This is a genomic window from Azospirillum sp. HJ39, assembly GCF_041507355.1.
Taxonomy (GTDB): domain Bacteria; phylum Pseudomonadota; class Alphaproteobacteria; order Azospirillales; family Azospirillaceae; genus Azospirillum; species Azospirillum thiophilum.
In genome coordinates, this window is sequence record NZ_CP167905.1 from 326,563 (window position 1) to 348,301 (window position 21,739).

The 21,739-nt window shown below is 65.2% G+C and carries 16 protein-coding genes; 7 read left to right on the top strand and 9 right to left on the bottom strand.

What is annotated here, in order from left to right; all coding sequences use genetic code 11:
• The first annotated feature begins 117 nt into the window (after window positions 1-117).
• Window positions 118-1,236: an S-(hydroxymethyl)glutathione dehydrogenase/class III alcohol dehydrogenase gene (locus ABMY26_RS02130; RefSeq protein WP_372394825.1), complete on the top strand. Its 1,119-nt coding sequence runs from the start codon at window positions 118-120 to the stop codon at window positions 1,234-1,236.
• A 67-nt stretch (window positions 1,237-1,303) separates the two neighbouring features.
• Complete coding sequence (fghA, locus tag ABMY26_RS02135) at window positions 1,304-2,155, top strand: S-formylglutathione hydrolase (RefSeq protein WP_372394826.1); 852 nt, start codon at window positions 1,304-1,306, stop codon at window positions 2,153-2,155.
• 24 nt (window positions 2,156-2,179) lie between these two features.
• On the opposite strand, the gene ABMY26_RS02140 is transcribed toward fghA, so the two are convergent.
• From ABMY26_RS02140 to ABMY26_RS02175, 8 genes are all read right to left on the bottom strand, one after another.
• On the bottom strand, window positions 2,180-3,343 hold the full coding sequence (locus tag ABMY26_RS02140; RefSeq protein ID WP_372394827.1) for a DUF1513 domain-containing protein: 1,164 nt from the start codon (window positions 3,341-3,343) through the stop codon (window positions 2,180-2,182).
• Window positions 3,344-3,346: 3 nt separating this feature from the next.
• Complete coding sequence (locus tag ABMY26_RS02145) at window positions 3,347-4,462, bottom strand: imelysin family protein (protein WP_372394828.1); 1,116 nt, start codon at window positions 4,460-4,462, stop codon at window positions 3,347-3,349.
• A 51-nt stretch (window positions 4,463-4,513) separates the two neighbouring features.
• On the bottom strand, window positions 4,514-5,809 hold the full coding sequence (locus tag ABMY26_RS02150) for a di-heme oxidoredictase family protein (protein WP_372394829.1): 1,296 nt from the start codon (window positions 5,807-5,809) through the stop codon (window positions 4,514-4,516).
• Complete coding sequence (locus ABMY26_RS02155; RefSeq protein WP_372394830.1) at window positions 5,802-7,286, bottom strand: multicopper oxidase family protein; 1,485 nt, start codon at window positions 7,284-7,286, stop codon at window positions 5,802-5,804. Before ABMY26_RS02155 ends, ABMY26_RS02150 begins: the two co-directional genes overlap by 8 nt.
• Before the next feature lie 132 nt (window positions 7,287-7,418).
• On the bottom strand, window positions 7,419-8,693 hold the full coding sequence (locus tag ABMY26_RS02160) for an imelysin family protein (protein WP_372394831.1): 1,275 nt from the start codon (window positions 8,691-8,693) through the stop codon (window positions 7,419-7,421).
• A gap of 157 nt (window positions 8,694-8,850) precedes the next feature.
• Complete coding sequence (locus ABMY26_RS02165) at window positions 8,851-10,011, bottom strand: PLP-dependent aspartate aminotransferase family protein (protein ID WP_372394832.1); 1,161 nt, start codon at window positions 10,009-10,011, stop codon at window positions 8,851-8,853.
• A 98-nt stretch (window positions 10,012-10,109) separates the two neighbouring features.
• Window positions 10,110-11,180 carry an AbrB family transcriptional regulator gene (locus ABMY26_RS02170; RefSeq protein WP_372394833.1) on the bottom strand — a complete coding sequence of 357 codons (1,071 nt, stop codon included), beginning with the start codon at window positions 11,178-11,180 and terminating at the stop codon, window positions 10,110-10,112.
• Window positions 11,181-11,313: 133 nt separating this feature from the next.
• The gene (locus ABMY26_RS02175; RefSeq protein ID WP_372394834.1) at window positions 11,314-12,678 is read right to left on the bottom strand and encodes a methyl-accepting chemotaxis protein; all 1,365 of its coding nucleotides are present in this window, start codon (window positions 12,676-12,678) and stop codon (window positions 11,314-11,316) included.
• Window positions 12,679-13,378: 700 nt separating this feature from the next.
• On the opposite strand from ABMY26_RS02175, the gene ABMY26_RS02180 reads away from it, so the two are divergent.
• Entirely contained in the window at window positions 13,379-14,569 is a 1,191-nt protein-coding gene (locus ABMY26_RS02180; protein ID WP_372395111.1) for a glycine betaine/L-proline ABC transporter ATP-binding protein, read from the top strand.
• A complete protein-coding gene (locus tag ABMY26_RS02185) occupies window positions 14,562-15,458 on the top strand; it encodes an ABC transporter permease (RefSeq protein WP_372394835.1) in 897 nt (298 codons plus the stop codon). The genes ABMY26_RS02180 and ABMY26_RS02185 overlap by 8 nt, the downstream gene beginning before the upstream one ends.
• Before the next feature lie 2 nt (window positions 15,459-15,460).
• Here the strand turns inward: ABMY26_RS02185 and betI are convergent, their stop codons facing one another.
• Window positions 15,461-16,036 carry a transcriptional regulator BetI gene (gene betI / locus ABMY26_RS02190; RefSeq protein WP_045583048.1) on the bottom strand — a complete coding sequence of 192 codons (576 nt, stop codon included), beginning with the start codon at window positions 16,034-16,036 and terminating at the stop codon, window positions 15,461-15,463.
• Window positions 16,037-16,187: 151 nt separating this feature from the next.
• On the opposite strand from betI, the gene ABMY26_RS02195 reads away from it, so the two are divergent.
• From ABMY26_RS02195 to ABMY26_RS02205, 3 genes are all read left to right on the top strand, one after another.
• Window positions 16,188-17,168 (top strand): choline ABC transporter substrate-binding protein, encoded by a 981-nt coding sequence (locus tag ABMY26_RS02195; RefSeq protein ID WP_372395112.1) that lies wholly within the window; start codon window positions 16,188-16,190, stop codon window positions 17,166-17,168.
• A 298-nt stretch (window positions 17,169-17,466) separates the two neighbouring features.
• Entirely contained in the window at window positions 17,467-20,067 is a 2,601-nt protein-coding gene (locus ABMY26_RS02200) for an ATP-binding protein (protein ID WP_372394836.1), read from the top strand.
• A 24-nt stretch (window positions 20,068-20,091) separates the two neighbouring features.
• Entirely contained in the window at window positions 20,092-21,696 is a 1,605-nt protein-coding gene (locus ABMY26_RS02205) for an ABC transporter substrate-binding protein (protein ID WP_372394837.1), read from the top strand.
• Window positions 21,697-21,739 lie beyond the last annotated feature (43 nt).

A 21,739-nucleotide genomic window follows, 5' to 3' on the forward strand; every position in this document is an offset into this window, starting at 1 on the left:
CCGATTATCCCCATACAGCAAAAATCTATTCTCGAATTTGCCGTTCTGGCAATGACCGGCAGCGGTCTACACTGCGGCAACCAAATGCCAATTCGCTTTCTGGGAAGGATAGCCCACATGGTCCTGTCACGCGCCGCCGTCGCTTGGGAAGCCAACCGTCCGCTCGAGATCGAAGAGGTCGAGGTCGCGGCGCCCAAGGCTGGCGAGGTGATGGTTCGCATCGCCGCCACCGGCGTCTGCCATACCGACGCCTACACCCTGTCCGGCAAGGATTCGGAAGGCGTGTTTCCCTGCATCCTCGGCCATGAAGGTGGCGGCGTGGTGGTCGAGGTCGGTCCCGGCGTCACCTCGGTGGCGGTTGGCGACCATGTGATCCCGCTGTACACGCCGGAATGCGGCAAGTGCAAATTCTGCCTGTCCGGCAAGACCAATCTGTGTCAGGCGATCCGCGCCACCCAGGGCAAGGGCCTGATGCCGGACGGCACCAGCCGCTTCTCGCTGAAGGGCAAGGAAATCGCCCACTATATGGGGACCTCGACCTTCTCCGAATACACGGTGCTGCCCGAGATCGCGCTTGCCAAGATCAACAAGGCCGCCCCGCTGGAGAAGGTCTGCCTGCTGGGCTGCGGCGTCACCACCGGCATGGGCGCGGTGATGAACACCGCGAAGGTCGAGCCCGGTTCGACCGTCGCGATCTTCGGCCTCGGCGGCATCGGCCTGTCGGCCATCATCGGCGCCACCATGGCCAAGGCCAGCCGCATCATCGGCATCGACATCAATCCGTCGAAGTTCGAGATCGCCAAACAGCTGGGCGCCACCGATGTCATCAATCCGATGGACTACGACCGTCCGATTCAGGAAGTTCTGGTCGAGATGACCGATGGCGGCGTCGATTACAGCTTCGAGTGCATCGGCAACGTGAAGATCATGCGTGCCGCGTTGGAATGCTGCCACAAGGGCTGGGGCGAGTCGGTGATCATCGGCGTCGCCGGCGCCGGCGAGGAGATCTCCACCCGGCCGTTCCAGCTGGTCACCGGGCGCGTCTGGCGCGGCTCCGCCTTCGGTGGCGTCAAGGGCCGCTCGGAGCTGCCGGAGTATGTGGAGCGTTATCTGCGCGGCGAGTTCGAACTGGACACCTTCATCACCCACACCATGGGCCTGGAGGACATCAACCACGCCTTCGACCTGATGCATGAGGGCAAGAGCATCCGCTCGGTCATTCTGTACAACAATTGATGGAACAACCCTCTCCCGACCTGGGAGAGGGCCTCTTCCCGGCATTCGTTTTCACAAAGGCGCCTCCATGACCGACTCCCTCACCATCCTGTCGGAAACCCGCGTCTTCGGCGGCTGGCTGAAGCGGGTGCGGCATCAATCCGCGGCGGTGGACTGCGCGATGACCTTCGCGATCTTCCTGCCGCCGCAGGTGGAGGCCGGCGCTTCGGTGCCCGTCCTCTACTGGCTGTCCGGCCTGACCTGCACCGACGAGAACTTTACCCAGAAGGCCGGCGCCTTCCGCGTCGCCGCCGAACTGGGGTTGGCCATCGTCGCCCCCGACACCAGCCCGCGCGGCGACGGGGTGCCGGGAGATCCCGACGGGGCATGGGACTTCGGCCAGGGTGCCGGATTCTACGTCGATGCGACCGAAGAGCCCTGGGCGCGCAACTACCGCATGCACGATTACGTGACGCGGGAACTGCCGGCGCTGGTCGAGGCCGGCTTTCCGGTGACCGGCAGCCGGTCGATCGCCGGCCATTCGATGGGCGGGCATGGCGCGCTGGTCTGCGCGCTGAAACATCCGGGCTTCTTCAAGGCGGTGTCGGCCTTCTCGCCCATCGTCAACCCGGCCGCGGTGCCGTGGGGGGAGAAGGCGTTCGGGCGCTATCTCGGCTCGGACCGCGAGCGCTGGCTGGAATGGGATGCCTGCGCCCTGATCGCGACGGCCGCCGAACGGCTGCCGATCCTGATCGACCAGGGGGATCGCGACGGGTTCCTGGAGACCCAGTTGAAGCCGCAGGCACTGGCCGCTGCAGCCGAGTTGGCGGGTCATCCGCTGACGCTGCGGATCCAGCCGGGCTACGACCACAGCTACTTCTTCATCAGCACCTTCATCGAGGACCATCTGCGCCACCATGCGGCGGCGCTGCTGGCCTGAATCTCCACGCCGGGCAACACCGGGTCAGGCCACCCGCCGCGTAAGGTGGTTATCCCAACGGAAGGCCGGCGCCCGGCGCTCCGGTCCGGCGGCGGCGCTGTTCGACACCGGTTCGATCACGCCCAGCCCGCTGGTCGCCAGATAGCCGTCGCCGTTCGGCGCCAATCCGCAGCCGTCGGCAAGCGTGGTGGAGCCGAGCCAAGTGCCGCTCGCCGCGTCCCACAGCCCGATCACCCCGCCCATCGGCGAACTGGCGGCGACCGTCATACCGTCCGACGCGACGCTGCCGATATAGCCCTGCATGCGCGACAGCACATCCTCCGGGGTGTCGAACAGGCGGACGGCGCCGCTGCCGGGCCGATGCGCGCCGGTCAGGGGCTGCAGCATGCCGATCGGCCGCTCGTCCTGCACGCCGAAGGCGATGCCACCGTCCTCCAGCTGGGCGATGTGACGGATGCCAAGATTGGCATGCTCCTCCGGCAGGCGGACCTTGTCGAGCAGCGTGCCGGTCGCCGCCTCCACATAGGTCAGCGACGAATCCATGCTGTCGAGATTCAACTTGGCCCGGCCGGTGTCCGGATGGGTGATGACCCCGCCGTTGGCGACCGCCAGCGTCGTGCCATCGTGCATCAGGATCAGTTCATGCGGACCGAGCCCGTGGGTCGGGATGGCGCCGATGCGGCGGTAGCCGTCGGTGACGTCATAGATGCCGATGGCGCCCACTTCGCGCGGGACGTCGTCCTCGGCGACATAGAGGATGAGGCCGTCGGCGGAATAGTCGCCATGTCCGGTGAAGCGGCGGTCGTCGGGCGCGCGCACCACCGGCCCCGGAGTACCATCGATCAGCGACAGGGTCTGAAACCAGCGTCCCGGCCGGCGGGCGAAGACGGCCGCCTCGGCGATGCCGGGACGCGGCACGATGCCGTGGGCGCGGCCGGGGGTTGCGGTGGTAAACAGCAGCTTGCCGGTTCCATCCAGCGCTGCAACGCCGAAGCTCGGCTCGGCACCGGCCGTGGCATAGGCGTTCAGGTAGATCGTGCCGGCACCGGCGGCATGGGCCTTGCCCGACAGGACGGCGAGCAGCCCGCCGCCCAGCAGGCGCCCGCCCGCCAGCAAGCGGGCCCCAAGCGCTTTGCCGGCCAGCACGCCGAGGAGGTTCCGACGGCCCATCGCCCCGTTCCCCGTCATGGCTCAGTCTCCATCCAGTTCGTTGAAGCCCAGCGTGATGTCGAGCAGAGGAGCGAGCGTCCCCAGCATCTCCACCCGTGCTGCCTTGATCAGGCGCAGCGCTCCGTCGGTCTTTTTGCGGGCGGCGGGATCGGAAATTGCCTTGTTCAGAGGGCCGGGCACCGCCTCGATGGCGCTGATGGCGGCGGCGAAGCTCTCATCGATGGCCTGCTTGGCGGTGGCGCCGTCGTCGTTGGCCGGCAGCAGCGTGACGAACCCCGGACCGCCATGCTCGCCCATCAGCAGGGCGCGTAGCCCCTCCAGGTTCAGCGCAATGTTGCGGAGCGCGCGACCGCTGCGCAGCGACTCCACCACCGTCGGCTTGGCGTCCTCGATGCCGGTACCGAGCGGGGCCATCAACTTCTGGTCGATGATGACCTGCATCGCGGTGATGGCGGAAGAGAACAGCGTGTTGACCGCTTCGGATGCGGTCGGGCCGAGCATGGTGGGTTGGCCGGCGGCCAGCGGCGCCTCCAACTCCTTCCAGCCATCGCGCGAGTCGGTGGCGATGGCGGCGATATTGTGGGCGGCAGCGGCGGCGAGCTGGGCGCGGAAATGCTTGGCGTCGCTGCCGGTGAAGCTGTCCGCGGTGACATTCTCATCGAACAGCAGACGCTCCAGCACGGTCAGACCCTGGACCGCAGCGCTCTGGCGGGCGAGCGCGCCAGGCTGCAGCAGCCGCTGGTCCTGGTCGCGCAGGATCTGCGCGATCTGCCGCTGGACAACACCCGGCCGCTCCGGCCAGAAGGACATGCGATCGGCGCGCAGGTTCAGCGTCAGCGGCCCCGGCCGGAGATGCTGGACCCTGGCCCAGGCGTCGGTGACCTTGACATGTGCGGCCCGCGCCTCATCCAACCCCGCCGTTGTCGGACCGGAGGCAAAGCGGTCGAGCGTATCGGCATAGGCGGTGGCGGCATCCGCCAGCGCGTCGAAGCGGGGCAGGGCGTGGCTGCGGACCATGCCGACGAGAAAGGCGCTGTCCCTGTCTGACTGGCGGGCGGCGAAGGCCGGCGTCCGCGGCAGCAGCGCCGCCACGGCGGCAGCGGCCGACATCAGTCCAAGCACTATGCGGCGTCGCATACCATCACATTCCTTCTGTCGTTTTCCGCAAAGGAAAATCCCGCTCTTCCTTTACAAACCCAGTACGTAGCGCACCAGCCGTTTCCGCACCTCGGCAGGCAGGTTCATGAAGCGGCCCTTGGCCTCCTCGGCCTCGCCGCCATGCCAGAGGATCGCCTCGGTCACGCTGCGGGCGCGGCCATCATGCAGCAGGGACAGTTGACCGTCCTTCGCAGCCAGCCGGTTCAGGCCCCACAGCGGCGTGGTGCGCCAGTCCTGGCCGCGGGCCTCGCCCATCGGCAGGGCGTCGGCCAGCCCCGGCCCGAGGTCGTGCAGAAGCATGTCGCTGTGCGGAAAAATGTCGCGGTCGGACAGGCTCGGATGGGCCGGATCCACGGCCGTCCGCCAGGACGGGCGGTGACAGGCGGCACAGCCGGTGTCGATGAAAAGCGCGGTGCCGGCTTTGTCCTTCGAAGCCTCCAGGCTGCCGTCGGGCTGCAGGTCGCGCAGATAGCCGTCGATCAGGCCGATGACCGTGCTGGGAATCTCCAACCCTTCGAACTGCTTCGAATCGCCGTGCGGCGCCGTGCGGCAGGCAGTTTGTGCAGGGGTGCAGTCGCCCCAGGGATCAGGGAAGGCCGGTGTCGACATGCCTATGTCGAGGCTGAAGGCTTCCGCATCCTGATGGTCCAAGGTCGGATGCATGGCCTTCCAGCCGAAACGGCCGACTTCGGGCTTGCCGGCAACCGTCACGCGGTTCACCCGCCCGACCACCGGGCCGCCGGCAGCCGCCTGCCGCGCCGCCTCGGCCTCGATCGCGTCGGCCGGGATGCGGTCGAGCAACCCCATGCCATGGACCCGAGGAGACACGCGGGCGGACATCACCGTCGCTTCTGCCAGCGGACCATAGCCCAGGTCGGTCACCACCGGCATCGGGCGGCGCAGCCGGACGGTGGCGCCGTCGGGAAAGCGGATCTTCTCCTCGCGGTAGGTGACACGCGGACGACCTTCGATCACCTGCCCCAGGACGGCGTTCGACTGGATCTGACGGCCATAGACAGGGTCGTCGTTCAGCTTGATGACGTAGCCGACGCCCTGATCGCCCTCCACCGCCGGGTCGGGCGGCCGGCCACCGCCGCCGCGCGGATGGCAGGTTGCACAGGAGCGTGCGTTGTAGAGTGGGCCGAGACCGTCGGCCGCCTGGGTGGCGGTGGGGGCGGCAACCCACATGCGGCGGAACAGCGCCTCGCCGATGCGGTTGTCGAGGCTTTCGGCGGCATGTGCTGCGGGGGCCGCTGGGGCGAGGGACAGCAGCAGGCCGACGGCAAGAGCGGCACGGCGGAGCTTCGGAAGGCGGTACTCAAGCAACGCGGATGTATCCCATCATACCAGTGTCCTGATGTTCGATGATGTGGCAGTGGAACATCCAGTCACCGGGATTGTCGGCCTTGATTGCGACGCGCAGGCGCTCCTTGGGTTCCAGCAACACGGTATCGGCATGGTGCGGCACCACCTTGCGTCCGTCGGACGACAGCACCTTGAAGGTGTATCCGTGGATATGGATCGGGTGCAGGTGCGGCGTCAGGTTGGCCAATTCGAAGACATAGCTGCGGCCCTTCTCCAGCGTGACCAGCGGCGGCGGCAGGCGCTCGTGTCCGCCCTCCGGCCAGCTCTGCTGGTTGATCGCCCAGAAGGTCTTTTCCGACAGGCACAGCGAGTCGGCATAGGGCAGGCCGGCCGCCGTCGCAGCGTCGAAGCCCTGGGCCACTGCGGTGGCGGAGAAGGCCATCGGAATGACCGGCGCGTTCTTCAGATCGGGCTCCGGGATGCCGGCGGCCGGCAGGGCGCGCGGCTTGAAGCGCTTGTTTGGCCGGGCCGGGCCGACGGCGCGGAAGGTGGCGAGCGGCTTGGGTTCGGCCGAATAGACGTTGGTCAGGCGCAGGCTCTGTCCAGCCTTGGCCGGGGCGCGGAACAGCACGTCGATACGCATCGCCGGCCCCATCGGCCAGCCGTCCAGCGGCCGCGGCGGCAGGGGGTTGCCGTCGACCGCGACGATCCACGCCTCCGCCCCCTCGATCCGCAGATCGACGACGCGGGTGCTGTCGATGTTGTAGAGGCGGGCACGGATGTCGCCGTTGGCTGGCACTTCGATGACCGGATCGATGGCGCCGTTGACGGTGGAAACGCTGCCGAAGGTGCCGGCGCGCGAGGCACCGCGGTCGGTGGTGAAGGCACCGAAGCTGCCGCTCTTGTCGATCTGCCAGTCCTTGACCAGGCAGACCACGTCGGCGTCGAATTTCGGGGCATCCGGTTCCTCGACGATCAGGATGCCGGCCAGCCCGCGGCCCAGCAGTTCCACCGTATTGCAGTGGGGATGAAAGAAAAAGGAGCCGGCGTCGGGTGGGGTGAATTCATAGACATGGCGTTCGCCGGGCCTGGTCGGCGGTTGGGTCAGGTAGGGCACGCCGTCTTCCAGGTTCGGCAGGCGGATGCCGTGCCAGTGGACGGAGGTGTGCTCCTCCAACTCGTTCACCAGGGTGGCGCGCAGCCGCTGGCCCTTGCGCATGCGGACGATGGGACCGGGGAAGCTGTCGGCATAGGTGATCAGCGGCGACGGTGCGGCCGGCTCCGGCAGGATCCGTTGCATGCGCTGGCGGGCGACCAGTTCCACCTCGACCAGATCGCCGCTGGCGGTGACCGGGGCAGGACCGGCAAGGCCAGCTTTCAGCGCACCGGCGGCCGGTGCCGTGAGGCCGGTGCCGCCGAGCGCCGTAGCCGCGAAGGCGACACCCCCGGCGCGCAGGATGGCACGGCGGGACAGCGGGTCGGCGAGGCGGTGCGGCATTACGGCGGTCCAAAAAGCGAAAGGCAAAAGAACGGCTCCGGCCCCGCATTCCCCACGCCGGATCGGTCCGGAAGGGAAGGAAGGGAGCGGTCATGCGCGGGCGGGCGCGGGACCGGAGCCGGAAGACGCTGTTTACTTGCCGACCTTCGACGGGTCGTCAAGGCTGTCGGAACCCTCGACGGTGATGGAGACGCCGAGAGCGTTGACGGCGCCTTCCAGCGCCTTCTTCTGGTCGACGAGACGGTCGACGGCGGTGGCGACCAGCTTGTTGCCTTCGTCGTTGTCGGCGGCAATCATCTGATCGTAGGCCATCTTGCCGCTGTCGGCGGTGTCCTTGATCGCCTGCATCGCCTTCATGGTGTCGGCCATGGCGGCCTTGACCGCGGCATCGGCGTCGGTGGACTTGGCGGCAACCAACTGCGACAGCGAAGCGCCAGAAACGGTCTTGCCGTCGGTACGCTTGTAGCTGCCGTTGTAGACGTTCACCATGCCGACTTCGTCGTAATAATGCGAGTTGTGCGTGTTGTCGGAGAAGCAGTCATGCTCCTCTTCCGGATCGTGCAGCATCAGGCCGAGCTTCATGCGCTCGCCGGCCAGTTCACCGTAGCTGAGGGAGCCCAAACCGGTCAGCATGCGGGCGACGCCCTCGCTCTCAGGCGCCTTGGCGATGGAGGCCCGGGCCTTGCCCTTCGGCGCCCAGTCTGCGGTCATCTCGGCCAGATCGTCGATCAGCATCTGGGTGGCGACGGTCAGATACTGGGCGCGGCGGTCGCAGTGGCCGTTGGTGCAGTCCTTGCCCTTGGCATAGTCGGTCGCCTTGCGCTCGCCTGCGCCCGGACCGGTGCCGTGCAGATCCTGGCCCCACAGCAGGAATTCGACCGCATGATAGCCGGTGGCGACGTTCGCCTCCACCTTGCCGGCCTCGTGCAACTTGCCGGCAAGCAGAGCCTTGTTGATCTTGGTGGCGTTGATCGTCTTGCCGCCGGCCGTGATCTTCGGATTGGCGATGACGTTCGCCTTGGCATAGGGGTTGCTTTCGCCGCCGGCGTAGCCCTCGTCGACATAGTCGATCAGGCCCTCGTCCAGCGGCCATGCGTTGACCTTGCCTTCCCACTCGTCGACGATCGGATTGCCGAAACGGAAGGCTTCCGTCTGCATGTAGGGAACGCGGGCGGTCTTCCAGACGTCGCGCGCCTTCGCCAGGTTTTCCTCGGTCGGGTTGGCGACCAGGGCGTCCACCGCCTTCTTCAGCGCCTTTGCGCCGTTGGTGGCGTCCTCATAGGCGGCATGGGCGATGTCGGCGTAGTTCTTCGCCACGTCCTTGTAAGCCGGCGCCGCCGCGTTGGCGGCGAAGGGCAGAAGGGCAACGACGGCTACGGCGGCGAGGCCGGCAGCGCGCTTCGACATGGAGGTCTCCTCGAACGTCGGTGGTCGGTATTGACAAATGTGCGACTGATTCTCAGCGAATAACGTCGCGAATCATTCTCACTGTCAAGCCCTATCCGCGCTGGGGATACTCGGATTCCGCTAACGGTGGACGAAAAGGAGGAGGCCGGGGTGCAGGTCAGCCCCGGCGCAGAGCCTGATCCAGATCCTCGAACAGGTCGTCCGGAGACTCCAATCCAACCGACAGGCGCAACAGATCGCCCGGCACCGGAGAAGATGGACCTTCGATGCTGGAGCGATGCTCGATCAGGCTTTCCACGCCGCCCAGAGACGTAGCGCGGCGCCAGATGCCGACGCGGGCAGCGGTGTCGATGGCCGCCTGGGTGGCTTGGGCACTTCCATTTCCCTTCACCCGGATCGACAGCATGCCACCGAAGCCGCCGGTCATCTGCCGGGCGGCGATACCGTGGCCATGGAAGCCGGGCAGGCCGGGATAGAGCACTTCGGCCACCTGCGGATGGGTGGACAAACGCTCCGCAAGCGACATGGCGGCGGCGCTTTGCCAACGGACGCGCGCGAACAGGGTGCGCAGGCCGCGTTGGAGCAACCATGCCTCGAAACTGCCGAGAATACCACCTTGCTGGGCCTGCACCGCCTTGATTCTGTGCCAGAATTCGTCCATGCGGGCGGCGGTCAGCGTGCCGGCGACGACATCCGAATGGCCGTTGAGGTACTTGGTCGCCGAATGCATGACGATGTCGGCGCCAAGTTCGAGCGGCCGGGTGAGCACCGGTGTCGCCACCGTGCTGTCCACCGCGAGATATGCGCCGGCCTCATGCGCCAGTTCCGCTACCGCTGCGATGTCGGTGACGGTCCACAGCGGATTGGCGGGCGTCTCCACCCACACCAGCCGGGTTTCGCCCGGCCGCAGCGCAGCGCGCACTGCATCGGTGTTGCTTGTGTCAACCCCTTCGACCCGCAAGCCCCAGCGTGTGGCAGGCCCATGCACCCAATTGCGAAAGGCCCAATACATCACGTCCGGCACCACCACATGGTCACCCGGGTCCAGCGCCTGGAACACTGCCGTTGCTGCCGCCATGCCGGATGCGAACAGCAGCGTGTCGACGCCCTTCTCCAGCTCTGTGATGGTGCGGGCCGGAATGTCGAAGGTCGGATTGTCGGCGCGCGCGTAGACCCGCCCCCGGCTATAGCCATTGTCGGGATCGCGGACATAGGTGGTCGATGGATGGATCGGCGGAATGACCGCGCCGCTGGCGGCATCCTCGAATCCCAGGGCTCCGGCGGCGACGGTTTCGGGGCGATGGGGTTGGTCGGTCATTGCCGGGGCACTCCGGGGGAAGAGGAGAGAGAACAGTAGAGCCGTGGGCGGGGCCGGCGCAACGGCGCGGCCTGGTCGCCGGTCCATTTTGGGGAGGCTCAGGCGTATCGGGCAATCAGGCGGGCCAGCGGTGGACCGGACAGCACCACCACGAACAGTCGCAAGGTCTGCAATGCCAGGACCAGCGGAAGGTCTACGCCGGTGCCGAGCGCGATCACCACAACCGAATCGAGTCCGCCCGGGCTGGTGGCGAGGAAGGCGGTCAGCGGGTCGGTCGGAAGCAGGGTGACCAGCATCCAGGCCGAAAGGCCGCACAGGGCGATCATCAACCCGGTCGACAGCAGCATCTGCGGCACCGCGCGCAGGGCGTGGCCGAGTACCTCGCGGGTGAAGCGCAGGCCGATGCTCCAACCTATCACGGTGTAGGTGATGGTCAGCAGCGGCTGCGGAAGCTGCAGTGCCACTCCCGCTCCGGATTGGACGAGGGCGCCCAACACCATCGGTACCAGCAAAGCGCCCGACGGGATATGGAAGCGGTGTCCGATCCAGCCTCCTACTGCTGCGACCAGCAGAGTGGCGGCTATCCCTCGGGGATCCAATGCCTCGACCGGTGCCGCCGGCAAGATGGCTCCCGGTGACCCGGAAGTCAGTACATGTGTCATAAGCGAAGCGCTCAGCACAACCAGGACAACGCGCAGATATTGCATCACCGCCACCAGCCGGGCGTCGGCACCATAATCCCCGGCCATGGCCACCATGGCCGAGGCGGCGCCCGGCGATACGCCCCAAGCGGCGGTGGTGCCTGGCAGGCTGCCATAGCGGACGAACAGCCAGCCGACGATGCCGCTGACCAGCACCGTCAGCCCGACCGTACCCAGCATCAACGGCCAGTTATGGGCTATGGAAAACAGGATCGATGGGGTGACCGCATGCGCCACGAGGCAACCGATGATGGCCTGGGCCACCGTGAAGCCCGACGCCGGCACTCGGACCGAGGCACCGCCGACCCCCAGCGCGATGGCTGCGATCATCGGGCCGATCAACCAAGCGGCCGGAAGGCCGATCTCATTCAGCGCCAGCGTTGCCGCCGCCGACAGGATAAGCAGCCCCGCCCACTGCATCGCGGATTTCAGCTGGTAACGCCCCGCTCCTTTCCAAAGATCCGCCACGGACTCATACCTGCACAAATGATTCGCACCCTTGGCATGCTGCCCGCCGCGGGCCCCTGCAGTCCAGCCGCGGAACCGGCGCGGCCGGAGGAGGCAGCCATGCATCGCGATGCGGGAGGGTGGCCTTGCGGGCTCAGCGGGCGGAGCGGATGCGGGCCAGGAAGTCACCGACGCCGCGATGCAGTTCGTCAGCCTGCCGATGCAGCAGACCGGCGGCCGACAGCACGTCATGTGCGATGTCGCCGGTTTCCGACGAGGATTGCGTCACCTGTCCGATCGAAGTGGTGACCCGGCGGGCGCCGATCGCGACCTCCTGAACGTTGCGGGTGATTTCCTGGGTGGCAGCGGCCTGCTCCTCCACCGTGGCGGCGACGGTGGTGACGATCTCGTTGATATGGGTGATGGTACGGCCGACCCCGTGGATCGCCTCGGCGGCACTGCCTGCGGCATTCTGCATTCCGGTGATCTGGACGGAAATGTCCTCCGTCGCCTTGGCGGTCTGGTTGGCGAGATGCTTCACTTCGTTGGCGACGACGGCAAATCCCTTGCCTGCCTCGCCGGCGCGCGCCGCCTCGATGGTGGCGTTCAAGGCCAACAGGTTGGTCTGGCTGGCGATGTTGTTGATGAGGCTTACCACCTCGCCGATGCGCTGTGCCGCCGCTTCCAGGCCGCTGACCGTATCCTTGGTCCGTTCGGCCTCCTCAACCGCCGAGGTCGAGATGCGGGAGGATTCGTTGACGTGGCGGCTGATGTCGGCGATGGAGGCCGAAAGCTGCTCCGTGGCGCTGGCGACCGTCTGCATGCTTGCCGAAGCGACTTCCGTCTCCGACGCCACATCGGACGAGCGGCGGCTGGTGGCGCCGGCAATCTCGGACATGCGCTGGGCGTGAGCCTGCATCTGGTTGGAGGCGGCGACCGTGCCCTCGACGATGCTCTGCACGCTGTGCTCGAAGTTCCCGGCAAGTTCGTCCAGCGTGGCGCGCTTGCTGCGTTCCTCCGCTTCCTTGTAGGTTTCCAGCAGCAGTTCCATGTCGAACCACGCCACCTTGGTCAGCGCTTCCAATTGTGCGGCCCGGGCGCGGCGGTCGGCGGCACCGAACAGCCCGGCCAGCATGCCATCGTCGCTGCCGCCGGTCAGGCCCAGTTCACGGGCAATGTTGGAACTGACGATGTAATGGCAGATCGAAACCGCATAGGCCGGTACGCCATTCTCGTAGAACAGCGACGCCAGCCGGCGAGCCGAGTCGCCGAACGCAGAGTCGATCCGGCCGGATGCGGCGCGCGTCCAATGATCGACACGGGCGGCATGGACTTCAGGCAAGGTCAAAGCCGACTGGATTTCCGGCCAAGCGGAGAAGTGACGGTGCCATTGCTGCAAAAGCCCGGGAAGGCGTCGTTCCGCGAAGTCCCGGTTGTTCTGCAGCAGGCGCAGATCATCGTCGGTGATCGAAAAGGCAGCCAGGCGATTCGCATGCCTATTGGACAGATCGACACTCATAATCGGATATCCTTTATTTTCTAAATCCCTGCGTGCAGCCGTCACAGCTGGCGGCTTTTTAAACCGACGTTTGATACCATTTCCGCGATCTACGTTGCTGACATACTACAGTATGCGTTAAAATGATTAAACACGATAGAGCGGTGTGAATACAGTGTAATCTTTTAGATAAATATTTTGTTACGGATGATCTGAAAGTTCAGAACGTTCGTAAAAGAATATTTTAGTTACGGCTTTGGCCTATCTCTCTGACTTTCGTCAGAGGTGGCTTTAACCAAATGGAAATATTAGAATCAAGAAACCATAAAAATATTATTGACATTATCCTGATTGCTCACTTCGCGTATAATCAAATGTTCTCTGCAAGCCTTGTCGGGGCAGCTCGCTGATTGAGAGAGCCTGTGCGGGAATGGGGTCGTGGTTTCCCATGGGGGACGGCATAGATATGGCAACCGTTCGAATCGATCCAGTTGTCAAGTGATGTTCGGCAGTATGAACCCGCGGATTCGCCGTCATACCTGTCATTTTTTTTCATTGAACGATCAATATAAAATAAAGCCCTTTGCCTGCCCGGCCAATTGCGCCTCGGCGTCATCAAAATGCAAATTTCATGAACGCCGCTATCGACCGCGCTCTCGCCCCGGGGCAATCTACGGCCCTATTATCGTTCTCCGAGCCTTTGCCTTCTGGAAATCTAGCCATGACCGTGATCCCGCCTCCGCCCACCACCTCGTCTTCGACGGGAACGGGAGAGGTGCGTTTGGCTGTTCGCGGCCTACGCAAAGTGTTCGCCGATGACCCTGGTCCGGCACTGGAAATGCTTCGCCGTGGCGCCACGAAGGCTGAGGTGCTGCAAAGGCTGAACGTCAGCGTCGGAGTGGTCGATGCCGGATTCGAGATCCGGGCCGGTGAAATCTTCGTCATCATGGGTTTGTCAGGCTCCGGAAAATCGACCATCCTGCGGTTGCTCAACCGGCTGGTCGAACCGTCGGAGGGGGAGATCAGGCTGGATGGTCGCGACCTGACCAGACTGACGCAGGCCGAGTTGGTTTCGGTCCTGCGGCGGGACATGAGCATGGTTTTCCAGTCCTTCGCCCTGCTGCCCAACCGTAGCGCGCTGGAGAACGCGGCCTTCGGGCTGGAGGTCGCCGGAATGCCGCGATTGCAACGGCGCAAAGCGGCACTGGCGGCCCTGGAACGGGTGGGGCTGAGAGCCTATGCCGACCGCTACCCGAACGAACTTTCCGGCGGCATGCAGCAACGCGTCGGGCTGGCCCGCGCGCTCGCCAAGAATCCAACCATCATGCTGATGGACGAGGCCTTCTCTGCACTGGACCCGCTGATCCGTTGCGACATGCAGGACGAGCTTTTACGGCTGCAGCGCGAGGATGCGCGTACCATCGTCTTCATCTCCCACGATGCGGAGGAGGCGATGCGCCTTGCCGACCGCATCGCAGTGATGGAAGAGGGGCGGATCGCCCAGATCGGCACTCCAGCCGAGATCCTGCGTGCGCCGGCCGACGAATATGTCCGTGCCTTCTTCCGTGGCGTCGATGCGTCACGCCTGCTGCGTGCCCGCGACATAGCCCGCCCACCGGGCGACGCAAGCCGGGGGGATGAAGGAGAACCGGCGCGTTTCCGCTACCGCACAGACTCCGCCGGTCATTTCCGCGGGGTCCTGGCCGGCGGCGGCGCATCCGCACTGTTCGGACTTGAGCCGGTGGCTGCGGACGCACCGCTGAACACGCTACTGGGTCGGGTTGCTGCGGCTCCCTGTCCATTGCCGGTGGTAGAAGCGGATGGCCGCCTGGTCGGCGTGATCTCGCGCACGACTTTGCTGGCGGCGCTCGACCGCCGCGATGGCGTCGGCCTCGGGGTTCGACATGGCTGAGGCGGCTTTTCTCGACGTGGAGCGCGTGAGCGAGACCATCGGCGGCGGCATCGCCCGTGGCTCCGAATGGCTGGTAACGGCGATCCTCGACCATGGGCAGCCGGCACTGGACGCAATCGCCGGAGTGGTGGATGGAGTGGGCGGCGCGCTGGACGGGGTGCTGCTGGGGGCACCACCCTGGTTGCTGGCGCTGATCCTGGCGGGGATCGCGCTCTGGCGGGTTGGCCGTGGCTTCGCCCTGTTCACGCTGCTTGCGCTTGGTGCGATCTTCGTCATGGGATTGTGGGAACCGACGGTCTCGACGCTCGGCCTCGTACTCGCCTCCACCGTGCTCAGTCTGGCCGGCGGCGTGCCGCTGGGCATCTGGATGGCGCGCAGCAATATGGCCAATGGGATGGGCAAGACGCTGCTCGACCTGATGCAGACGATGCCGGCCTTCGTCTACCTGATCCCGGCCGTGATGTTCTTCGGGCTGGGCCGGGTGCCGGGCATTATCGCCACGGTTGTCTTTGCCATGCCCCCGGCGGTGCGTTTGACCGCGCTGGGCATCCGGCAGGTGCCGGTGGAACTGTTGGAGGCCGGCCGTGCCTTCGGCTGCCGAGACCATCAGCTGCTGTTCAAGGTGCAGTTGCCCAACGCCCTGCCGTCGATCATGGCCGGAGTCAACCAGACCATGATGATGGCGCTGTCCATGATCGTCGTCGCCTCGATGATCGGTGCCGGCGGCCTCGGCAATGTGGTGCTCCAGGGCATCCAGCGGCTGGACATCGGTCTCGGCGTGCAGAGCGGGTTGAGCGTCGTTCTGCTCGCCGTCATGCTCGACCGCATCACCCAGAGCTTCGGCCGCCCCCCCGCAGGCCGGGCGAAGCGGCGCAGGTGGTGGCGGTGATCCTAGGCGTCGAGTTCGGAATCGAGGTAGCCCAGCGCCACGGCGCGCGCGGCGCTGCCATCTATGGCACCGGTCAGGGCGAAGCGCAGCCACAGCCCGTCGATCATCGCAGCCAGCCCGACGGCCACCCGCTCCGCACGGTCCGCCGGCAGCAGCGGGCGCAGCGCGTGCAGCAGGTTGGAATGCAGGCGCCGGGCATTGATCCGCTGCAACCGCGCCAGCGCCGGATTGTGCGGCGCCTGCGCCCAGAAGCCCAGCCAGGCGGCGACCACCCGAGGCTCGAACTGACCGGGGGCAAAGTTGCAATCGACGATTGCCTCCAGCCGGGCACGAGGAGAGGTGGCTGTTGCAAGCCGTTGTGTCGCATCGTCGCGCAACTGTTGCAGCATGCTGCGCATGGTTGCTGCCAGCAGTTCGTCCTTGCCGCCGAAATAATGATGGATGATGCCGGGCGACACGCCCGCGCCGCGGCTGATCGTCTGGACCGTGGTGTCGGCCAACCCATGCTCGCCCATCGAGGTGATGGTGGCATCGATCAGCTGGCGGCGGCGGATCGGTTCCATTCCGACTTTGGGCATGGGGTGTGCGGTCTCCTGTCCTTCTCCGCCGGCTCCGTTCCGAACCGGAGCCTTGGCTTGCGTGGCAACAGATGCGCCATTTTCCCCGTTCCGTCGATTGCGAAAACGACAGAACAGAAGAAACGAAAACAGAAGAAGTGGAGTTGACGATATGACGGAATGGAAGGCTCCGGCCAAGAGGGTAGCAGGTGTTCTGGCGGGGGTTGCGGCAATCCTGTCGCTGGCGATCAGCGGCGCGGCTGCCGCCGATCCGGCTTCCTGCAAGTCCGTACGTTTCGGCGACGTGGGCTGGACCGACATCGCGGCGACGACTGCCCTTGCCTCCGTCACGCTGGACGCGCTGGGCTACAAGCCGACCACCATCATGTCCTCGGTCCCGCTGGTCTATACGGGCCTAAAGACCAAGTCGCTGGATGTCTTCCTCGGCAACTGGATGCCGACGATGGAGCCCTTTTTGAAGCCGGTGTTGGAAGACGGCTCGGTCGAGGTGGCGCGCGTCAACCTGGAAGGTGCGAAATACACGCTGGCGGTGCCGAAATATGCAGCCGACGCCGGGTTGAAGACCTTCGCCGACATCGTGAAGTTCAAGGACAAGCTGGGCGGCAAGATCTATGGAATCGAGGCTGGCAACGATGGCAACCTGATCATAGACAAGATGCTGAAGGCGGATGCCTTCGGTTTGAAGGATTTCAAACTGGTTGAATCCAGCGAAGCCGGCATGCTGGCCGAGGTCAAGCGGGCGGCGCGCTCCAAGGGGTGGATGGTCTTCCTGGGTTGGGAGCCGCATCCGATGAACAAGAGCTTCGAGCTAACCTATCTGGAAGGAGGCGACGACTGGTTCGGTCCCAATCTGGGGGGCGCCACCGTGGCCACCAACGTCCGCAAGGGCTATGCCGTGGAATGCCCGAACGTCGGCAAGCTGCTCTCCAACCTGAGCTTCACGCTGGACATGGAAAACGCCGTCATGGATGACATCATGAACGGCAACAAGAAGCCCGATGCCGCTGCCAAGGCCTGGCTGAAGAAGAACCCCGAGGCTCTGGAACGTTGGTTGTCCGGTGTCACCACCTTGGACGGGAAGGACGGTCTGGCCGCCGTCCGGTCGAAGCTCGGGGTTCCGGCGAAGTCGTAAAAACTCCGGCTATGGGTTGCCGCCATCCGTCGCTCGATGATGCGGAAGGAGGCGGCAACCGCGGATGCCGCACAAAGGCACTGCCCCTTGTGCGTGCTGTTCTTTATCCCTTTGCCCCAGCCCGTTGCTCTGATATGGCACCAGATGGTGCTGAGTTCGGAGCGCTCGTGGCGGATCGCCCATCATCCTTTTTTCGATTCCGGCGCGTTGCACGGGAAGAGTTCGCACATGCGCTTGCAGTGGCGGCGCCATGAGGATTCGCTCGCGCATTGCGGTGGTGGGGGGCGTGCCGGTCGCCGTGGCGGCGGTGATCGCCATCGCTGGCGGGCTGCTTTTGGGCCGCGGCGAGCGGGTGTATGAAGCGGCTGTGTTGGCCGGCTCGGTCCACCGCGACGTGCTGGCTGCGACTGCTGCTCGCATCGATTATCTTCAGGTCGCTCCCGCCGAGCGCTCCGACCGTGCCGCCCGGTTCGTGGCACTGTCTGACGCAGCCGGCGCCGAACTCCGTCGACTGGACAAGGTCGGGTCCACCAGCGCTCGCCGGCAGGAAGTGGAGCGCGCCACCAAGGTTCTGGAGCGCTATGTCGGCCAGATGCATGCCTTCATTGCGGTGACCGAAGCCAACGACGCGGCGGTTGACGACATGGGACGCTATGCTGCCTCGCTGATGGCCCTGACCGACCGTGCCCGCGAACGGCAGCATGCCGCAAATGTCGACCTGTTGGGATCGCTGACCGAGGCCGACCGGCGCCTGCGTGACAGCCGCGACGTGGTGGACGGCGCCCATGACCTGCGCGAGGCGATGCTGTCCCTGCAGCGGATGGAAGCGCAACATGTCGCCGGCTTGGCCTTCGGCACCGCTCAACCGTCGACCCCTGCCGATTTCCGCATCGCAACCGACAAATTGTTCGCCACCACCGCTCGGCTTCGGGACGCCCTGCGCCGGACCGATCCGCTTGCCGACCGCTATCCGGCGCAGGAGTCCGCCGTCCGCTATGCCTTCGCAGTCGCCGCGCTGCAAGCTTCGGTCATCGCGCTGCGCGAAGCGCAGGCCGGGCGGGACGCGGCGCTGGCGGGCTTCGAGCTTGCGGTCGATGACGTGGCCAATGCCGCGGATGGCGGTACGCTGGCCGAGCGCATGCTCGCAGAGCAAGTGATTCGGACCCTGCCTGCGGTGCGGGCGCTGGTCCTGACCGGCACGTTGGACCGCCAGCCCGACTTGACCTACCTATCCTCGCTCCTGCCGTCGTTGCGTCCACCGCTCGATCGTCTGCGCGAGGCGCAGGAGCGATCCGCCGAGGCGCAACGGGCGCTGGAGGAGGCCCAGCGTGCCGGTACCGAGGCGGCGGCGGCCATCGAGGCATTGACCGCCCGAATTCTGATGGTGAAGTCCACCGGCTACGCCGCGGTGCAGGACGAGGTGGTACAGCTGATCGCCTACGCCATCCAGGCCAACGATGCGGAGCAGGAAACCCAGAACGTCGCTGTCGTCGCCTTGCGGCTGGGCCGCCGGGCGGCCGAAGCGGTCGCGGTGCGCAACGCGGATGAGGCGGATCGCATCGTCGACGATGCCGGCATCCTGCTGGCGACCGTCCGCAGCCTGCCCATGTCGCCGCTTTTGCAGGATGAGGTGCTGTCGGCTATCCGCAACTGGCGTGACAGCCTGGGGCGCACTGCGGCGGGGCTGCGCCGATTGAACCAGTTGCTGGTCGCCATGGATCGCGACGCCGGTGCCCTTGTGGAGACCGCAAGGCAGTTGGACGAGACCTTCCGCGACGAGGCCGCCGGCATTGGCGAATTGTTGACCCGCATCCTGATCGTGGGCGCGACCATCGGTCTGCTGCTGGGCGGTGGCGCGGCCCTGGTCGTCGCACGTTCGATCAGCCGGCCGGTGCTGCGCCTGCAGGAACAGATGACCCGGTTGGCAGACGATCCGCTGGCCGGCCGCATCGACGGCACCCGCCGCCGGGATGAGTTCGGGGCGATGGCCCGGGCTGCCGACTTCTTCATCCGTGAGATCGGCCTGCGCGAGCAGGCAGCGCGCCTAGCGAAGGAACGTGCCGATCATGCTCTGGAGGATCTGCGCCGCACCCAGGCCGACCTGATTCAGTCCGAGAAGATGGCCTCGCTTGGAGCGCTCGTCGCCGGTGTGGCGCATGAGATCAATACCCCGCTCGGCAATGCTTTGATGGGCGCGACCCATCTGCAGGACAGGCTGGAAGCAATCGTACGGCTCGCCCACGACGGGAGCCTGCGCCGCGGCGATTTCACTGATTTCCACAGCACGGCAGAGGAGTTGACCCGGCTGATGGTGCTGAATCTGCGGCAAGCGGGTGAATTGGTGCAGAGTTTCAAGCAGATCGCAGCCGACCAGACCAGCGGGGAGGCACGATGCTTCATGCTGAAGCCCTATCTGGAGGATCTGGCGACCAGCCTCAGCCCGTCATGGCGGCGGGCCGGTCACACCCTGCGGGTGGAATGCCCCGAATCTGTCGAGATCGACGGCCATCCCGGTGTACTGGCGCAGATCCTGAGCAATCTGGTGATGAATTCCATCGCCCATGCCTATGACCAGGGTCAACAGGGCCATCTGTCCATCACCGCGGCGTCGATCATGCCCGACATGGTGGAACTGGTCTATGCCGACGATGGCAAGGGTATCGCGCCGATCCATCTGGGGCGTGTGTTCGATCCTTTCTTCACCACCCGGCGTGGGGCAGGGAACACTGGGCTCGGTCTGCATATTGTCTACAATCTAATAGCGAATGTGTTGGGTGGCCGGGTGTCGGTCGACAGTGCCGTTGGCTACGGTGTCCGTTTCACCATTCGCTTCCCACGTCGTTTTGCTACTGATAACATGAGATCATTGGTTGAGGCACAGTCTTCGCTGGAGCATTGAATGCGGGTGTCCCGGATGTTTCGGATGAAACCCTTTACAAGAGGTTTGGCCGTTTCCACTCTTCTTTTGGGGTTGACGGCAGCCGGGCCGGCAATAGCGGACAAGTCCCTGGTATTTTGTTCAGAGGCGAATCCGGAGAGCTTCAATCCGCAGGTCACCACCACCGGCACCAGCATGAATGCGGCATTGCCGCTCTACAACAATCTGATGGAATTCGTGCGCGGCACCACTCGTGTGGTGCCTGGTCTGGCCGACTCCTACACGGTGTCGGAAGACGGCCTGACCTACGAGTTCAGGCTGCGCCACGACGTGGGCTTCCATGCCAACGACCGTTTCACGCCGACCCGGCTGTTCAATGCGGACGACGTCCTGTTCTCCATCGAACGGCAATGGAAGGATGGCCACCCGTTTCACAAGGTTGGCAGGGGAACTTACGACTATTTCAAGGACATGTCGATGGCTGCGCTGCTGAAGGCGGTGGACAGGATCGATGACCATACCGTCCGCATTACGCTGAACCGGCCAGAGGCGCCGTTCCTGGCCAACCTCGCCATGCCCTTCTCCTCGATCCAGTCGGCGGAATATGCCGCAGCCCTGATGAAAGCCGGCACGCCGGACCTGTTCGACGAGGAGCCGATCGGCACCGGACCGTTCCAACTGGTTTCCTTCCAGAAAGACGTGGCGATCCGCTACAAGGCTTTCGAAGGGTATTGGAACGGGCGTCAGCCGCTAGACAACCTGATCTTCTCCATCCATCCCAACGCCGCGGTGCGGTTGAACAAATTGCGGTCAGGCGAATGCCACCTGATGGTTTTTCCAAACCCGGCCGAATTGGCGAAGATCGACAGGGACCCAAATCTGGTTGTTCAACGGCGCGAGGGACTGAACCTCGCATACATGGCTTTCAACACGCGCAAGGCTCCCCTGAACGATGTGCGGGTGCGCCGTGCCATTACGCTGGCGGTCGACAAACAGATGCTGCTCGACGCGGTCTATCAGGGCGGTGGCCGGCCGGCCAAGACCCCGATTCCGCCGATCATGTGGTCCTACGACGACAGCATCGAGGATTATCCCTTCGACCAGAACGAAGCCCGCAGACTGCTCGCCGAGGCGGGACATGCGGATGGCTTCGCGCTCGATCTGTGGTATCCGCCGGTCGCTCGTGCCTACATGCCCAACGGCAAGCGCGCGGCGGAATTGATCCAGGCCAATCTGGAGCGCGTCGGCATCAAGGTTAATCTGGTTACCGACGAGTGGAGGGAATACCGCCGCCGCCTGGCGCTGGGCGAACATGACATGGCGATCTATGGCTGGACCGGCGATAACGGCGATCCGGACAATTTCATGTTCTTGTTGCTGGGCTGCGATGCCGCCCGCCCTGGCGGCGGCAACTTCGCCAAGTGGTGCAACTCCGCCTTCGAAGACCAGGTGCTGCAGGCCAAGCGCACCAGCGTTCAGGAAGAACGCATTGCCCATTACCAGGCGGCGCAACGCATCTTTCATCAGGAAATACCCTGGTACCCCATCGCCCATTCCATCGTGTCCGTCGCCCTGCGCAAGGAAGTCCGGAATTACCGGATCGATCCCTTCCTCCAGGTGTTCACGGGCGTCGACATCGAGAGCGAGTGAGCGTCGCCGCCATGTCCAACCGAGACGAGGAACTGTTCGCGGA

Excerpts from the sequence above, each read along its gene's own strand:
- ABMY26_RS02130 (WP_372394825.1), top strand. The coding sequence starts at position 118 with ATGGTCCTGTCACGCGCCGCCGTCGCTTGGGAAGCCAACCGTCCGCTC.
- fghA (WP_372394826.1), top strand. The coding sequence starts at position 1,304 with ATGACCGACTCCCTCACCATCCTGTCGGAAACCCGCGTCTTCGGCGGC.
- ABMY26_RS02140 (WP_372394827.1), bottom strand. The coding sequence starts at position 3,343 with ATGACGGGGAACGGGGCGATGGGCCGTCGGAACCTCCTCGGCGTGCTG.
- ABMY26_RS02145 (WP_372394828.1), bottom strand. The coding sequence starts at position 4,462 with ATGCGACGCCGCATAGTGCTTGGACTGATGTCGGCCGCTGCCGCCGTG.
- ABMY26_RS02155 (WP_372394830.1), bottom strand. The coding sequence starts at position 7,286 with ATGCCGCACCGCCTCGCCGACCCGCTGTCCCGCCGTGCCATCCTGCGC.
- ABMY26_RS02160 (WP_372394831.1), bottom strand. The coding sequence starts at position 8,693 with ATGTCGAAGCGCGCTGCCGGCCTCGCCGCCGTAGCCGTCGTTGCCCTT.
- ABMY26_RS02165 (WP_372394832.1), bottom strand. The coding sequence starts at position 10,011 with ATGACCGACCAACCCCATCGCCCCGAAACCGTCGCCGCCGGAGCCCTG.
- ABMY26_RS02175 (WP_372394834.1), bottom strand. The coding sequence starts at position 12,678 with ATGAGTGTCGATCTGTCCAATAGGCATGCGAATCGCCTGGCTGCCTTT.
- ABMY26_RS02180 (WP_372395111.1), top strand. The coding sequence starts at position 13,379 with ATGACCGTGATCCCGCCTCCGCCCACCACCTCGTCTTCGACGGGAACG.
- ABMY26_RS02185 (WP_372394835.1), top strand. The coding sequence starts at position 14,562 with ATGGCTGAGGCGGCTTTTCTCGACGTGGAGCGCGTGAGCGAGACCATC.
- betI (WP_045583048.1), bottom strand. The coding sequence starts at position 16,036 with ATGCCCAAAGTCGGAATGGAACCGATCCGCCGCCGCCAGCTGATCGAT.
- ABMY26_RS02195 (WP_372395112.1), top strand. The coding sequence starts at position 16,188 with ATGACGGAATGGAAGGCTCCGGCCAAGAGGGTAGCAGGTGTTCTGGCG.
- ABMY26_RS02205 (WP_372394837.1), top strand. The coding sequence starts at position 20,092 with ATGAAACCCTTTACAAGAGGTTTGGCCGTTTCCACTCTTCTTTTGGGG.